Raw genomic sequence first — 15,011 nt, 5'->3', positions numbered from 1 at the left:
TTGCTTTTGACCTTATTCGTTAATATACAACAAATTCTAAAAGGTTTTCCAAGCTATGAATCTCAAGGAGGAAGCGAACTCATGAATGATAAAGACAATCAATCATCTGCAGCAAATGGCAATTTACATGAAGATAGCAAAGATCAACAACTAGAAGAATATCGTGTAAATAATGACGGTCAAAAGTTGACGACCAATCAGGGTCTCCGGGTTAGTGAAGATGAGTTTTCTTTGAAAGCAGGATTACGAGGACCTACCTTAATGGAAGATTTCCATTTCCGTGAGAAGATGACCCATTTTGACCATGAGCGTATTCCAGAGCGTATTGTTCATGCTCGCGGTTTCGGTGCCCACGGAACCTTTGAATTATATAAGTCGTTAGCTCCTTATACCAAAGCTAAATTTCTAAACGATACATCGCTAAAAACGCCAGTATTCGTACGTTTCTCGACAGTTGCTGGTTCTAGAGGTTCTAGTGATACGGTACGTGATGTGCGTGGCTTCTCTACGAAGTTCTACACAGAAGAAGGCAATTATGACCTTGTAGGTAATAATATGCCGGTATTCTTTATTCAAGACGCGATGAAGTTCCCTGACTTTATTCACGCGGTGAAGCCGGAACCTCATAATGAGATTCCGCAAGCGGCATCGGCTCATGATACATTCTGGGACTTTGTATCGGCTAATACAGAATCGGCACATATGGTTATGTGGGCGATGTCTGATCGTTCTTTGCCAAGAAGTTTCCGGATGATGGAAGGGTTTGGTGTGCATACTTTCCGTCTAGTGAACGAGCAGGGTGTAGGTACATTCGTTAAGTTCCACTGGAAACCTGTGCTGGGTGTACACTCTTTAGTCTGGGATGAGACGCAAAAGATTGCTGGTAAAGATCCGGATTTCAATCGCCGCGACCTGTGGGAAGCTATTGAGACAGGCAACTATCCTGAATTCGAATTCGGTGTGCAATTGCTAAGTGAAGAAGATGAATTCAAATTTGATTTCGATATTTTGGATGCAACCAAGTTATGGCCAGAAGAACTTGTCCCGGTTCAGATCATTGGTAAAATGACGCTGAATCGTAATACAGATAATTTCTTCGCAGAGACCGAACAAGTAGCTTTCCACCCAGGTCACCTGGTTCCCGGAATTGATTTCTCTAACGATCCCCTACTTCAAGGAAGATTGTTCTCTTATACAGATACGCAGTTGTCACGTCTAGGTGGACCTAACTTTGCGGAGATTCCGATCAACCGACCTGTGGCACCTGTGAACAATAATCAACGTGATGGTATGCATCGCATGACGATTAATACTGGCCCCGTTAGTTATCATAAAAATACGATTGCCGGCAATTCTCCTGCTCCTGCTTCGGAGAAAGAAGGCGGTTATGCGCATTATGCGGAGAAGGTTGAAGGCCGCAAAGTACAGGCACGTAGTGATAGCTTTAAAGACCACTTTAGCCAAGCAACTTTATTCTGGAACAGCATGTCTGATGTAGAGAAGGAACATATCGTAAATGCTTTCCGATTTGAACTTGGTAAAGTCAAGAGCAAGGAAATTCGTCAAAATGTAGTGGATGTGTTCAGTCAAGTCGATGAAGTGTTGGCAGAACGTATTGCAGCGGGTATCAACGCTCAGGCTAAAAAAGGCGTGGCTACAGGTGTAACTGCGAAATCTCCAGCTCTTAGTCAGATGAATACGATCAAATCTGCTAAGACGCGCAAAGCAGCATTGCTAATGGCAGACGGGTATAATGAAGCGGAAGTCAAATCCGTATTGACTAGCATGCAAGCGGCAGGTGTTACACCTGAAATTGTAGGGCTGGATCTTACACCGATTCGCGGAGATAAAGGAACCCTTGCAGAACCTGTTCATACCCTTCTAAATGCAGATTCTGTACTGTTTGACGCTGTATATGCTGTAGGGGGTAAGGCAAGTGCAGATGCACTGAAGACCGATAGCAAGACAGGCAATTTCTTGCGCGAAGCTTTCCAACACTATAAGACGATTGCAATTGGAACAGATGCAACAGAGCTGTTACAAGCCGCAGGAATTGCCCCAAGCCCAGGCGTTGTCATTCATGACACTGGAGCGGAAGGTGACAAATTCGGTAAAGCGATAATCGATGGCATTCAAGAAAGTCGTCACTGGGCAAGAAAGATTTAAGGGTGATGCTACCTTCATCTAAATAGAGATAAATAGAAAAGATCTAAATAGAAAACATCTAAATAGAAAAGAGCTTGCGGAGAATGTTCTCCGCAAGCTCTTTTTGCGTAATCTTGTATCTCATTATAATTATACTTCTGTGATGTTCAAGGGCAGCTCAACGGATACTTCTTTACGTTGTTGAGATGAACGCAGAATGCCATCAATAATAGCTTGCTGAATGACAATCTCTTCCCCTGGAATGGGAGCAGGTCGATCATCACGAACCGCTTCGGCAAAATCGCGAATTTTCTCATGGAAGAGATTAAGGTCGTGATCAACTAATGCTAAATCTCTGGAGATTTGTCCAATTTCATCATCTTGGAACATCTTCATTGACCCTACTTTATCGTTCCAGATTCCAGCCCATGGGCCTGATCCATAAGGCGTTACTTTAATGCCACCCTCTGTACCAAGGAAGATCGTAGGGCCCAGAGAGTCCATGTGCATAGCCCATGAGATTTTGAATTGAAGCACCATATCATTCTCGAACCGAATCATAGCCACGCCGAAATCTTCTACTTCAAATTTAGAAGCTTCAGGATGGTACCGAGCATTGGTTCCGAAATGGTTCGTGGTAAAGGCAGATACCGTTAGTGGACGGGGATGTCCCAGCGTATTTAGTGCAAGGTCCAAAGAATAACAGCCTACATCAATCATGGCCCCTGCCCCTGCTAATTTTTTGCTAATGAAAGTTCCGCCGGGCATCCCGCGGCGTCTGCCTCCCCCTGTCTCGGCATAATACACATTGCCAAGTTGGCCGGATTGCACAATCTCGCGAAGCATTTTCATATTCGGATCATAACGCGGTTGAAATCCAATCGAGAGCATACGATTCATTTGTTTGGATACATGGACCATATCGATGGCTTCACTTAGAGTAACGGACATGGGTTTCTCCAGAAGAACTTGCTTACCGGCTCTAAGGGCATCAATGGAAATTTGATGATGAGATACATTGGGCGTACATATACTTACAGCATCCAGATCAAGCTTCAATAATTCTCGGTAATCGGTAAAAGGTTGAGCTTCGCTCAGGCTATATTTCTCAATAAACTGTGCTGCTCGTCCTTCCATTAAATCAGCAACAGCAACCACTTTTACAAAAGGTAGTTTCAAATATGCTTTGGCATGGGCGCCTGCAATCCCGCCTCCACCGATGACACCTACTTTGATGGTTTTCATCCTTTCCACTCCTCGGTCTAGTCCATTCTTATCAGACTTTCTAAATTTCTGAATACTTTATTATACGGTATTTCCCATGGGCTTTAAAACCATCCGCTAGATTCTGTTTCATCTTCGGCTTACAGGTTTATGCTTATTAGATATGTTTAACCGATTGTGCGGGCTTTGAACGAAGAATGAGCAGTCTCATGTGAAGAATGAGCACTTTTATATCATGAATGGGGGAACTCTTAGATGAATACTACATTACGATGGGGAATTATGGGCTGTGCAAATATTGCTCGCAATAGTGTAATGCCAGCTATTGCAGACTCCTCGAACGGCGTAATACAAGCGGTAGCTAGTCGAAATTTAGACAAAAGTAGAGGGGTTGCTGAGCAATTTCATGCTCCTCAGGCTTACGGGTCGTATGAAGAATTATTGCAGGATCCTGATGTGGATGCCGTCTATATTCCGCTACCTAATCATCTTCACTACGAGTGGACGATTCGTGCAGCAGAGGCGGGAAAGCATGTCTTATGCGAGAAACCAGTGGCTTTAACCAGCCTTGAGGCAGCAGAGATGGTAAAGGCTTGCCGGACTGCGGGCGTTCATTTTGCAGAAGCATTGATGTATAGACATCATCCCGTCCTACGCCGTGCACAGCGCATGATTGCTGGAGGCGGTATCGGTGATCTACGTGTCATTCGGGCATCGTTCACTTATAATAATCCAAGCGAAAAGGCGAACATACGCTATCAAAAAGATTGGGGAGGCGGTTCGCTGTATGATGTGGGGGGATATCCACTGAGTGCAGCACGCTTTTTTACAGGCTTAGAACCTAAGGCTGTTACAGTAAATGCCTTATTCTCTGAGGAACATGGCGGCGTCGATATGATGTCCAGTGGTCTGGTTGAATTTAAAGATGGCCTCGCATTAACGTTCGATTGTGGCATGTGGGCGGAAGAGCGACGTAGTCTAGAAATTCGGGGTAGCGAAGGTAGAATAGAGATTCCTCATGCTTTTTCGGGTAAAGAGCAATCAGGGTATTTTATGTTCCAAAATCGTCAATTACAGGAGTATCGTGAGCGTAATGTGAATGCATTTATTAGAGAAGTAGAGGATTTTGGTCGCGCGGCTATGGGTATTGAACCTCCTTTATTTGAGCCGGAGGATGCTGTGCTGAATTTGAGATTAATCGAAGCTTGTCTGCAATCCGCACGGGAGAAAAGACGTATCGAATTGTAATACACTGGGCTTAAGCTGACTTTACATTTGCTTCTATTTGTAGAACAATATGAACAAGAATGTCTACAGACTAGGAGGAATAGAGGAATGTCGCAACAACAAGATCGTCAACTGCTATTCGTAGGTTCTTATGCGGAAGCAGAAGGTCCCGGTGTCTATACGTATGAACTCAATCAAAATACAGGGGAATTAAAAGAGCTGGATCAGGTATCGGGGCTGAAGAATCCTACATTTCTTAATGTAGATGCTGCCAAGCATAGGCTCTATGCGATTGGAGAGACGGTAGCGGAGGATACGAAAGCTGGGGAAGCTGTAGCTTTCACCTTTGATGAGACTAGCGGTATTTTAACAGAAATCAGCCGAGAGCTGAATTTACATGCAACTACATGTCACATTAATCGGGATCAAGATCATAGTTTCCTAGTCGTTGCCGCTTATCACGGAGGACAAGTGGGACTTATCGGTCTGAATGCAGACGGAACACTAGGTGCATTGCTGGATATGAAGCAGCATACAGGACATGGGGTAGATCCGGAACGTCAGGATAAGCCGCATGTTCATTCGGCATGGTTCAGCCCAGATGAGAAGTATGTGTTGGTATGTGACTTAGGACTAGATATTGTAAGAATATATGCACTGGATCGTACGAAAGGTGAGCTTGTATTCCATAAAGATGCGGTGCTGCCACCGGGTTCAGGTCCACGTCATTTAGCCTTCCATCCTCAAGGAGATAAAGTCTACGTCATCAATGAAGTCAACTCTACAATTGCCGCATTTACTTATGAGGCGAATGCAGGCGAACTTACACTTCAGCAGGTCGTCTCCACTTTACCAGATGGATTCCAAGGGGAGAATGGCACAGCAGAGATCGCGGTCTCTAGCGATGGACGTTATGTGTATGGTTCTAATCGCGGGCACGATAGTATCGTCTTGTTTGAGGTTGAGCCCGAAGACGGTCAGCTTAAGCTAGTAGAACATGTCTCTTCAGAAGGTGGACATCCAAGACATTTTACCTTAACGCCGAGTGGGGAGTGGATGATTGTAGCTAATCGGGATTCGAATAACTTGGCCGTATTCAAGGTGGATACGAAGACGGGTAAGTTAGCATTTACAGGGTTAACAGCGCAAGTGTCTAAGCCTGTGTGCGTGAAGCCACTGCTGAATTATAACTAAAATGATGTGCTCAAAATAAGGGCTGCCTCTTTACCTGCCATTGGATCTTAACTAAGCTTATGAAGCTTATGGAATCAAAGGCAGGTAAGGGGTTTTTCTATGTTTACCATAAATGTTATTTTCGCACCGAATGAGATCTTCGCAGCGCTATAAGAGCAACGGTTAAAGATAAGCATCCACCTGCCCATCCCATGAGTGGAGCATAGGTGAATAGATCTTTTCCTGCAATCGCTATCATAAAAAAGACGAAGGCAAAAAGAGTACAAGCAACAACAAAATTTTTTATCCCCATAATTGCCTCGAATTAATCATGATTAAATTAGGAATATTTGACCTTTGCTTTATATGATTTACAATACCATATTATGGCTAACCTGTTGGATTCTATGTCTGTCTACCGCGCTGTCCGATGCCGCTCAGCAGCTAGATATTCCGGAATTCCAGAATTTTTGGAAGGGACTCCAGCAATCAGGCCTATTCAAGTAATAATTGTTTAACGAACTATATTTCTTGTTATTGCTATAGACAACGAAAAACTGACAGTAAGCTGAAACCATTGCTAAAGACGGGACAGCTTACTTGTCTAGTGTAGTTCACAGCTACAGTAATCAGGAAAACCTAGAATAAACGTAGCAAATAATATACATCCTTGCGACCTGTAGAATGGGTAACATCGACAAGTACAGGAAGATGGGTCTCTTGTTTTAATAATGGCACTGCGGAGATATCAAGCGTATTGCGTGTCCATTTCTCATATGTGCGGATTCCTCGTTCAATCAACATGACCTGACTGTTACCATGGACCACAATATATTCAGCGGCATGCACGAATTCTTCGAGCGTTGCGGCAATGCCTCTTTTTAAGAGAACAGGAATCTTAGCTTGACCTGCGGCTTTGAGCAGTTCAAAGTTTTGCATGTTTCTAGCCCCGATTTGAATGACATCGATATATTTCTCAGCCAGTTCGATGTGATTTGGATGAACAATTTCACTGATCGTGGCTAGACCATATTCATCGGCTACCTCTTTGAGCATCCGCAGACCATCGATACCTAAGCCTTGGAAATCATACGGGGAAGTACGAGGCTTAAATGCTCCGCCGCGCATAACCTTCACTCCCGCTTCTTTTAATGCAGCAGCAACCGTGCGAAGCTGTTCATAGGATTCAACAGAACAAGGGCCAGCAACTAGGACGGGGGAAGTTCCGCCCACAGAGATACCTTTGATATCAATCAGGGTATTCTCTGGTTGTTTTTTACGGCTAACTAGCAATTGCAGTGTGTGATCTTCGATCTGCAAGTCGAGAGAGGCTTTGAAGATTTCTTTGAAAATGTGTTTTACAGCATCATCCTTGAACGGGCCCGGATTCAATTTCGTCAATTCATCAAGCATCGTGCCTTCACGGATTGGATCGAACTTCGGAATGCCTTGTTTTTCTTTGATTTCGCCGATTTCGCGGGCAATCTCTGCTCGTTCGTTCAGTAGTTTTAACATGTGAATATTGATAGCATCTAGCTTACCTCTTAATTCATCTAAATGTTCACTCATCTTGAATCTCTCCTTAAAGGGTAATGGGGTGAAATCTAATCTATATACAACAAAAAAAGGTTATCTAATTAAGGGACGGCAATATATGCCGCGGTACCACCCTTATTAGACAACCTTCAAGATATCTCGCCTCAGCACGGTAACGGTGTAAAGCCGGATTTCCCTAATACGCTGTCTACAGCGATTCAAGAAATCAACTCAGGAGCGAACTTCAGTAGGCGCGTCATCTGCGGGCTGCTCTCAATCTCCGGCAATCCCGTCCCTGTCAGGACGCATCCACTTACTTTTCTCCGTCAAAGTTATTAACGAGAGTATAGCGTTCCTCTATTTTACGTGCAAGACAATACAAAGACGCAACTCATCATTAATGCGGTAAAGCACTTACTTCTCATTCATGTATCTCGCAAGATCAGAAGGCGTGGCTTGCAGAGCAGGGTACTCTAAATTCAACCCTTCCAACGTCTGAACGAGAATACGTAATACTAGATAGTTCCGGAACCATTTGTGATTAGCGGGTACCCAGTACCAAGGATTCTGAGCTGTACTTGTAGCACTCAGCACTTCTTCATAGGCAGATTGATAGGCATCCCAATATTCCCGTTCTAACAAATCGGTAGGGTCGAATTTCCAGAATTTACGGGGTTCTTTCATCCGTTCATGAATTTTTTCTAATTGTTTATCTTTAGAGATATGTAAGAAAATCTTGACGATCTTCGTACCTTCATCCGAGAGCATATCTTCAAAGTGCTGAATATGTTTTAAGCGATGATCTAGTGCACTATCCGTACTTGTGCCGTGGACCTTAGGGACAAGAATATCTTCATACTGAGATCGATTAAATGCGGCGATATAGCCTTTAGCTGGTGTATGTTCATGTATTCGCCATAAGAAGTCTCTAGATAACTCTTCAGCCGTAGGCTTTTTGAAGCTGGTCACATTGAACCCTTGAGGGTTGATGCCTGAGAAAATGTGCTTGATTGTGCCGTCCTTCCCGCTTGTATCCATCCCTTGCAAAATCACGAGCACGGAATGCTTTTTCTCAGCATAGAGAATATCTTGAAGTTCAACGAGTCTCTTGCGAAGGCTCTCCGTCTCGGCTTCCGCCTCTTCTTTGGATTTGAATTGGCTGGTATTCGATGGGTCAGCTTTTTCTAATGAAAATTCCTCGCCTTGTTTGATTCTGAATTTTTTAATATCCATCCTGATCCCCTTTCCTTGAGCAGTAGTCAGAGAGCACCACCTTATATCATCATTTCACCGAATTTCAGAAAAAATATCAGGCTTTGGTTCGATTCTTGAAAAAAAGTGCTACTTTGGTTCCAGTTGACCGTATATCTAGGTAGGTATTTTCTTGATTTGAGGAGTGTACTCACTTATTATGGATACAATATTCATAAATATAGATAGGATAAAGGAGCAGATTCATGACGTTTTTCAAGGAATTGTTTGCGATTGCAGGGGTTCGAAGGTTTTTTGCTCTTATTTTTTTAGTAGTCATGTTATATGTATTTCAGAGCATGCTTAACTTAATTTTGATCACTTTCATCCTTACATACCTGATTAATCGATTGCACAAAATTATTATTAAGAGTACGGAGCGAACGGTCAGGCTGAACAATACTTTCACAGTTGCCTTTATTTATATTGTTTTGATTAGTCTAGTGGTCTATACCGTCTATAAATATTTCCCCGTCTTAGTGACGGAGCTGAACGAATTGGTCAATCAGGTCATCACGTTCTACAACAAACCTCCGATGGATCTTCCAGACAATATGATTGTGAATTATTTGGTAGAATCGATTAACAAAATCGATCTGGCTAGCTACATTGATACCGGATTTAATTTCATTGTGAAGACCGTCACGGATATTGGTAAATGGAGCTTCAATGTATTTATTGCTATTATTTTAAGTTTATTCTTCCTCCTAGAGAAGGAGAAGGTCATTCGATTCACATCCAAGTTCCGAGCTAGCAAAGCTTCTTACTTTTTTAATGAGCTTGAATATTTCGGACGTAAATTCGTACAATCATTTGGTAAAATTATAGAAGTGCAGTTTCTCATTTCCCTAACGAATGCTCTGTTATCGACCGGCTTTTTATGGGTGATGGGATTTCCGAATCTTATCGCACTCGGCATGATGATTTTCTTGCTCGGACTTGTACCTGTACTCGGTGTATTCGTATCGCTCATTCCGCTGTGTGCGATTGCATTTAAGATCGGCGGAGCAATTAAAGTCATCTATATTTTAATTATGATTGTAGTATTGCATGCTTTGGAGTCTTATGTGTTGAATCCGAAGTTCATGTCCTCTAAGACGCATCTACCTATTTTTTATACGTTCACTATTTTACTCGTCTCTGAACATTTCTTCGGGGTATGGGGACTCATTGTTGGGGTTCCAGTGTTCATGTTCTTCCTCGACATCTTGGAAGTTCCTGTGGGGGTGGGCATTCAGCCTGCGCTGCAAGCAGCGGTTCCTGTTGTAGAGGATGAGAAGATCGAACCTAAGCATATACCTGAAGATGAAGCAGTGGACATTCATCAGCCAGCTCAAGATAAGCATAAGGAACGTTAAGGTTCGAGTAAAAGTCTATTTTAGGACTGAAAATGTCTTAGCTTCGCTTAAGGCCTTACCTGCGTAAGAGTAGGGGGGCCTTTTTTCTTGTATTCATATATTTCGGTAATCCTAGATTGAAATAGAACTTCTATATGACTAATAAGGACTCCAAGTAGACACTCTGTAAATGCTACCACGTTGAACTCCCTAATAACTCCTCCAAATGACCCTAACTGTTCTCATTCGGAGCAAGTTTAATTTCCTATTCTTTAGTATGTTGATGGATTCTCACTACATCTTCTCCAGTCAAGGATGTTTCCTCAAGCCATAAATCGGGGAAGGAATCATAAGCGAAAGGTAAGCTTCCAATATAGAGCTGACGTGCATAATAGATAGCCTGAATACTTCCACCCAATACTAGGTTGGCATACCCAGTGTGTGTTACAATCGTATACTGCTCCTTTTATTCAGCTTCAATGAGTACGATATATATAGAAGGACCGATTAGGGATGATGGGAATACTCGGCTAGCTAATCCTTCATGCAAAAGGTCTTTAATCAAGGATTGAAGATGTAGGGTTTCTTTAAGTCGTACTTGTTTTTGCTTAGGGCGGACGGAGCGTTGGTGTTTCATGATGAGTAGATATGAATGTTCTGACCTATATCGAATTTGTTGCGTTGCAGGCAGCAGATTGAATTCATCGGCGTAAGACATTGGATTATCCTCCGATCTTTTTGTACAATTTGGTAGACCATCCATGGATTGAATTAAAAAATATCACTTCGCCTATGCAGGAGGAATATCGATCTTGACCACCCACATGGATTATGTTATCAGTAAGAGCTCCACTCGGATTATTGATCTCAAAATGGACCCCTCAAAGCTACGAGTGCCTTTCATTCGTATAGGTCAAGTGGGGCATTTGCCAGATCGTTTCCTTTTTCGGGAAAAAGCATCTTTTGAGAGTTGGGCTATTGTATATATCGCGCGTGGAACGGGCGTGTACCAAGCAGACCAAGGTGGAGAGCAAAGAATTATGGGCGGGGACGTGTTCTTCTTCACGGATCAGGCTCATTATCGCTTTGGCCCAGATGTTGGCACAAGTTGGGATGAGTATTACATTAATATTTATGGATCAAGAATTCAGGAATGGGTAGAACAAGAACTGCTTACCCCGGGTCTTCTCTTGCATGTGGGGAGACATGAAAAGTGGACACATAAACTAGAAAATGTTTTTGATCTTATGGAGAGTGGGGTCCCCGCGAATGCAGACCGCGCAGCCCTTCAGCTGGAATCTATGCTCTTTGAATTTAAGTTAGCGGCAGAGGGAGTATCTGCGCTTGACGGAACGTGGGAATCTGTACGGAGGGATTTGGAAGAAGCGATCTATGGAACGATGAATCCACAGGATCTGGCTGAGAAATATCACGTTTCGTTGTCTACGTTAAGGCGGTTGGTTCGCCATCATACGGGGTATCCTTTGCATGATTATATTCAGCGGCTCAAAATAAGCGAAGCCAAGCAATTACTTCTTAACACCGATATGCAGATTAAAGAGATTGCGCTCAAGCTTAATTTTCAGGACCCGCTATACTTTTCAAGAAGATTTAAGAGATTTGCCGGCATTCCAGCCAATGAATTCCGAGGTAGTATCTAAACGGTAGGAGATCGAAGGAGGAGTTATAATGACGATGCAACAAAATGAGGCTATTCTAGCGTTAGATATCGGAACAACGAGTCTAAAAGCAGTATTATTTGGCCAAAAGGGAACGGTCATTGTCTCCCAATCGGTAGGCTATCCCTTGAGTCAACCTAAGCCAGATTGGGCAGAGCAGGATCCGGAGCTTATTTTCCAATCTATTGTGAAGGCTGTTCAACAAGTACTTTCGACAAAGGAAGCTGCGTCTTATCAAGTAAAAGCGATTGGCTTCAGCTCAGCTATGCACTCGCTTATTTCGATGGATGCCGAAGGCAATTTACTCACTCCTTCCATCGTCTGGACAGATAATCGTAGCGTAGCGCAAGCAGAGAAATTAAAGGAAGAGTTAGGCGGACATGAAATATACTTGCGCACGGGAACGCCGATTCATCCGATGTCTCCTTTAAGCAAAATACTATGGATGCGTGAGCAAGCTCCTGCATTGTTCCATAAGACAGCCATGTTCATCGGAATTAAGGAATTCGTATTACATAGACTTTTTGGTACATATGTTAGTGATTACTCGATTGCTTCAGCAACCGGATTACTTCGTCTAGACACACTGGATTGGGATGAGGACGTCTTGTCTTTATTACAAATCACACGCGAACAACTACCAGCTTTGGTGCCTACTACGCATATTCTGAAGGGAATGGAGCCTGCTGTAGCCGAGCAAATGGGACTCTCAGCAGATATACCTGTAGTTATCGGCGCAAGTGATGGGGTGTTAGCGAATCTAGGGGTAGGCGCAACAGGACCCGGAGAAGTCGCGATTACGATTGGAACTAGTGGAGCGATACGTATGGTAACGGACCACCCGCTTACGGATCCACAGGGGCGAACATTTTGTTATGCCTTAACGGATCAACAATGGGTCGTTGGGGGTCCAACGAACAATGGGGGAATTATGCTTAGATGGCTTCGAGATCAATTTGCATCGCCAGAGATTGAAGTAGCTAAGAAGCTGGGGATGGACCCCTATGATCTGATGATTAATTATGCAGAACGTGTACCTGCTGGTTCAGAAGGTCTGCTGTTCTTACCTTTTCTCTCAGGCGAACGAGCCCCATACTGGAATGCCAATGCTAGAGGATTGTTTTTTGGAATTAGCCTTAGACATCAGAGAGAGCACTTTATTAGAGCGGTGCTTGAAGGTGTGGTCCTGAGTATTTTCTCTGTTGGAGTTGCACTACGTGATATTGCGGGTCCCGCCACCGAAATTATTGCTTCAGGAGGATTTGCCAAATCAGCCGTATGGCGTCAGATATTGTGTGATGTGATGGGGAAGGAACTATTGGTGCCTGAAGTCGCCGATGCTTCCGCTTTGGGTGCCGCGGTTATGGCTTTATATGCTATAGGTGATTTGGATTCCTTGGATGAGGTGAAATCATGGGTACGGATTACTCATCGTCATAAGCCAAACTTGAAAAATAGTGAAGTCTATCTTCAGCTCTATGATATGTATGAGAGAATCTATAGCAAACTAAAAGATGAATTTGATATTATGGCGGAGTTTCAGCGCAGTGGAGATTTTACACCTTCAATTAAAGGGTGAAAAAAGACTGTCCACGTGGACAGCCTCAAAAGCCTTATTTCTATGGTTGGTAGTTAAGGTCTGATATTAATTTGATTGGACCCGCGGTGAATTTCCACCTTAGATCGTGGATGCTCTTGCCAGACCTGGGTAACCGACGTTTTTATCTTACTAGGTAATGTTTGTTTGATACGTGAGACTTGATCTGAACTTAATTTTCCTGAAGCTACGGCTTGATCTAGTCTGCTAGCCATAGCCTGATTTAGTCTGCGGACATAGGCTGATTCGCTCCAACCTGTCTTAGCCTGCACGATTTGGGCTAGGGTTTTGCCTGAACGAATGTCTGGAATGAATGTGTCTGGTGTGGTGTGCATAAGCGCTGCTGTCTCCTGTACCAGAATCATCTGAAATCGGCCATGCGTCTGGGATGAACGGGTCTGGGGGTCCTCTGGAAATAAAGTATGAACTTGAGCCTTCAGCGGGTCCACAGCTTTTGCTTCTGTACGTGCTTGTGCTGTGGAACTATGGAGCGTCGTGAGTAAAATAATACCGATCAGGGTTACGCTAACGGGAACTCGAATGGAACGGATTAATAACATAACATTCACCTCTTTGATGTAAGTGTGGTACGGCAATTAATTTTCCGGGTACACTTTAGTCTCGACAAAACATAGCAAAATCAAACAATCTAAGGACAGGAGGTGTGGCTGTGACTTTTGGAGCTAGAATGCTGAAGACGGGTATTGCTGTGACATTGGCCTTATATATTACGGAATGGTTTCATCTGACTTCACCCGTAATCGCTGCTGTAGCTGCGATATTTGCTATGCAGCCCTCCATCTACCGTTCGTGGAGATATTTAATTGAACAGTTACAGACGAATACGCTGGGTGCGATCATTGCATTATTAGCAGGAATGGTGTTCTCCAAAGAACCTATTGCCGTGGGACTGGTATGCGTCGTCGTTATTATGATTTGTCTTAAATTAAATATGGGGGATACGATTGGGCTTACACTTGTAACTGTAGTGGCGGTGATGGAAGCTTCAGGACAGTGGCAGTTCGCTCTTACTCGTTTCTCATTGAGTTTAGTTGGCATTCTTTCAGCCTTTTTAATTAATTTGCTGCTTTTTCCTCCAAAACCTCGCGTTCAATTCGTGGGGCAGGTGCGACATATCTTTGACAAGCTCAGTCTGCTGATGCGGACGGTCATCTCCGATGAAATCAGGGAGAATGTATTCCGAAATGAGAAGCGGGGGCTGGAAGATGCGATTAATTCACTCAGCGATAAATTTAAGCTTATGGAAGAAGATCTGAAGAAGCTGAAGAAACCTAAATTCAGCGAAAGTCGTCAGCTTGTGGTCTACAAACAGATGCTCAAGACGCTTCGCAAGGGATATGAAGTGTTAGATGCTGTAGAACAGCATTATTTTCAAGCGGATCGACCAGAGCAACTAAACCAGGATTTTGATGCACATCTGGAGCGACTTATTCGGTTCCATGAACATATTTTGCTGAAATTTGATGATAAGTTGAAGCCGAATTATCTGGAAGCAGATCTTCTAGAAAAAGATAACGATGAGTTCCTTCGGAAAATGCACGAGCATTATGCAGAGAAAAAGATTGGCATATTACGTTTATCGATTGTCTCTGCTGAAATGTATGACTATGGACATCAGTTAGAGCGGTTGAATCGACTAGCGGACCATTCGCCATTAGTTATGGAAGAACAGGGTATGACGTAAGTGAACTGTATATACTAAAAAAAGTCCCGCCATTAGGCGGGACTTTTAACGATTGAATATGCTCATGTATTTGCTTTGATAGCTAAATAAAGGTAAACTAGATATATGTGTTAAAATTAATATATAAAATTATAATT

General features: G+C 43.3%; 12 protein-coding genes and 1 other annotated feature. Of the genes, 7 read left to right on the top strand and 5 right to left on the bottom strand.

What is annotated here, in order from left to right:
• Window positions 1-81 precede the first annotated feature (81 nt).
• Complete coding sequence (locus J2Z69_RS10955; RefSeq protein ID WP_209862138.1) at window positions 82-2,166, top strand: catalase; 2,085 nt, start codon at window positions 82-84, stop codon at window positions 2,164-2,166.
• A gap of 129 nt (window positions 2,167-2,295) precedes the next feature.
• On the opposite strand, the gene J2Z69_RS10950 is transcribed toward J2Z69_RS10955, so the two are convergent.
• Window positions 2,296-3,390 carry a Gfo/Idh/MocA family protein gene (locus J2Z69_RS10950; RefSeq protein ID WP_209862136.1) on the bottom strand — a complete coding sequence of 365 codons (1,095 nt, stop codon included), beginning with the start codon at window positions 3,388-3,390 and terminating at the stop codon, window positions 2,296-2,298.
• A gap of 234 nt (window positions 3,391-3,624) precedes the next feature.
• On the opposite strand from J2Z69_RS10950, the gene J2Z69_RS10945 reads away from it, so the two are divergent.
• Window positions 3,625-4,617 carry a Gfo/Idh/MocA family protein gene (locus J2Z69_RS10945; protein ID WP_209862134.1) on the top strand — a complete coding sequence of 331 codons (993 nt, stop codon included), beginning with the start codon at window positions 3,625-3,627 and terminating at the stop codon, window positions 4,615-4,617.
• 87 nt (window positions 4,618-4,704) lie between these two features.
• Entirely contained in the window at window positions 4,705-5,790 is a 1,086-nt protein-coding gene (locus tag J2Z69_RS10940; RefSeq protein ID WP_209862132.1) for a lactonase family protein, read from the top strand.
• 618 nt (window positions 5,791-6,408) lie between these two features.
• On the opposite strand, the gene J2Z69_RS10935 is transcribed toward J2Z69_RS10940, so the two are convergent.
• Both J2Z69_RS10935 and J2Z69_RS10930 read right to left on the bottom strand, forming a co-directional pair.
• Window positions 6,409-7,338, bottom strand: a complete 930-nt coding sequence (locus tag J2Z69_RS10935; RefSeq protein WP_209862130.1) for a bifunctional 3-deoxy-7-phosphoheptulonate synthase/chorismate mutase — start codon at window positions 7,336-7,338, stop codon at window positions 6,409-6,411.
• 68 nt (window positions 7,339-7,406) lie between these two features.
• Window positions 7,407-7,644: a binding site (T-box leader), on the bottom strand.
• A 75-nt stretch (window positions 7,645-7,719) separates the two neighbouring features.
• Entirely contained in the window at window positions 7,720-8,538 is an 819-nt protein-coding gene (locus J2Z69_RS10930) for a PPK2 family polyphosphate kinase (protein ID WP_209862129.1), read from the bottom strand.
• Window positions 8,539-8,762: 224 nt separating this feature from the next.
• On the opposite strand from J2Z69_RS10930, the gene J2Z69_RS10925 reads away from it, so the two are divergent.
• On the top strand, window positions 8,763-9,914 hold the full coding sequence (locus J2Z69_RS10925; protein WP_209862126.1) for an AI-2E family transporter: 1,152 nt from the start codon (window positions 8,763-8,765) through the stop codon (window positions 9,912-9,914).
• Window positions 9,915-10,359: 445 nt separating this feature from the next.
• Here J2Z69_RS10925 and J2Z69_RS10920 read toward each other — a convergent pair whose 3' ends face one another.
• On the bottom strand, window positions 10,360-10,611 hold the full coding sequence (locus J2Z69_RS10920; RefSeq protein WP_209862124.1) for a hypothetical protein: 252 nt from the start codon (window positions 10,609-10,611) through the stop codon (window positions 10,360-10,362).
• 94 nt (window positions 10,612-10,705) lie between these two features.
• On the opposite strand from J2Z69_RS10920, the gene J2Z69_RS10915 reads away from it, so the two are divergent.
• Together J2Z69_RS10915 and J2Z69_RS10910 are read left to right on the top strand one after the other, a co-directional pair.
• Entirely contained in the window at window positions 10,706-11,554 is an 849-nt protein-coding gene (locus tag J2Z69_RS10915; protein WP_209862121.1) for a helix-turn-helix domain-containing protein, read from the top strand.
• Between the two features lie 34 nt (window positions 11,555-11,588).
• Window positions 11,589-13,151 (top strand): gluconokinase, encoded by a 1,563-nt coding sequence (locus J2Z69_RS10910; protein WP_209862683.1) that lies wholly within the window; start codon window positions 11,589-11,591, stop codon window positions 13,149-13,151.
• 53 nt (window positions 13,152-13,204) lie between these two features.
• Here the strand turns inward: J2Z69_RS10910 and J2Z69_RS10905 are convergent, their stop codons facing one another.
• The gene (locus J2Z69_RS10905; protein ID WP_209862118.1) at window positions 13,205-13,729 is read right to left on the bottom strand and encodes a hypothetical protein; all 525 of its coding nucleotides are present in this window, start codon (window positions 13,727-13,729) and stop codon (window positions 13,205-13,207) included.
• A gap of 110 nt (window positions 13,730-13,839) precedes the next feature.
• On the opposite strand from J2Z69_RS10905, the gene J2Z69_RS10900 reads away from it, so the two are divergent.
• Window positions 13,840-14,874, top strand: a complete 1,035-nt coding sequence (locus J2Z69_RS10900) for an FUSC family protein (RefSeq protein ID WP_209862115.1) — start codon at window positions 13,840-13,842, stop codon at window positions 14,872-14,874.
• The last annotated feature ends 137 nt before the right edge of the window (window positions 14,875-15,011 follow it).

Source organism: Paenibacillus shirakamiensis (genome assembly GCF_017874255.1).
GTDB classification, from domain to species: Bacteria; Bacillota; Bacilli; order Paenibacillales; family Paenibacillaceae; genus Fontibacillus; species Fontibacillus shirakamiensis.
The sequence above is the reverse complement of the archived record's forward strand: the minus strand, read 5'-3'. Positions and strand labels throughout refer to the sequence as shown.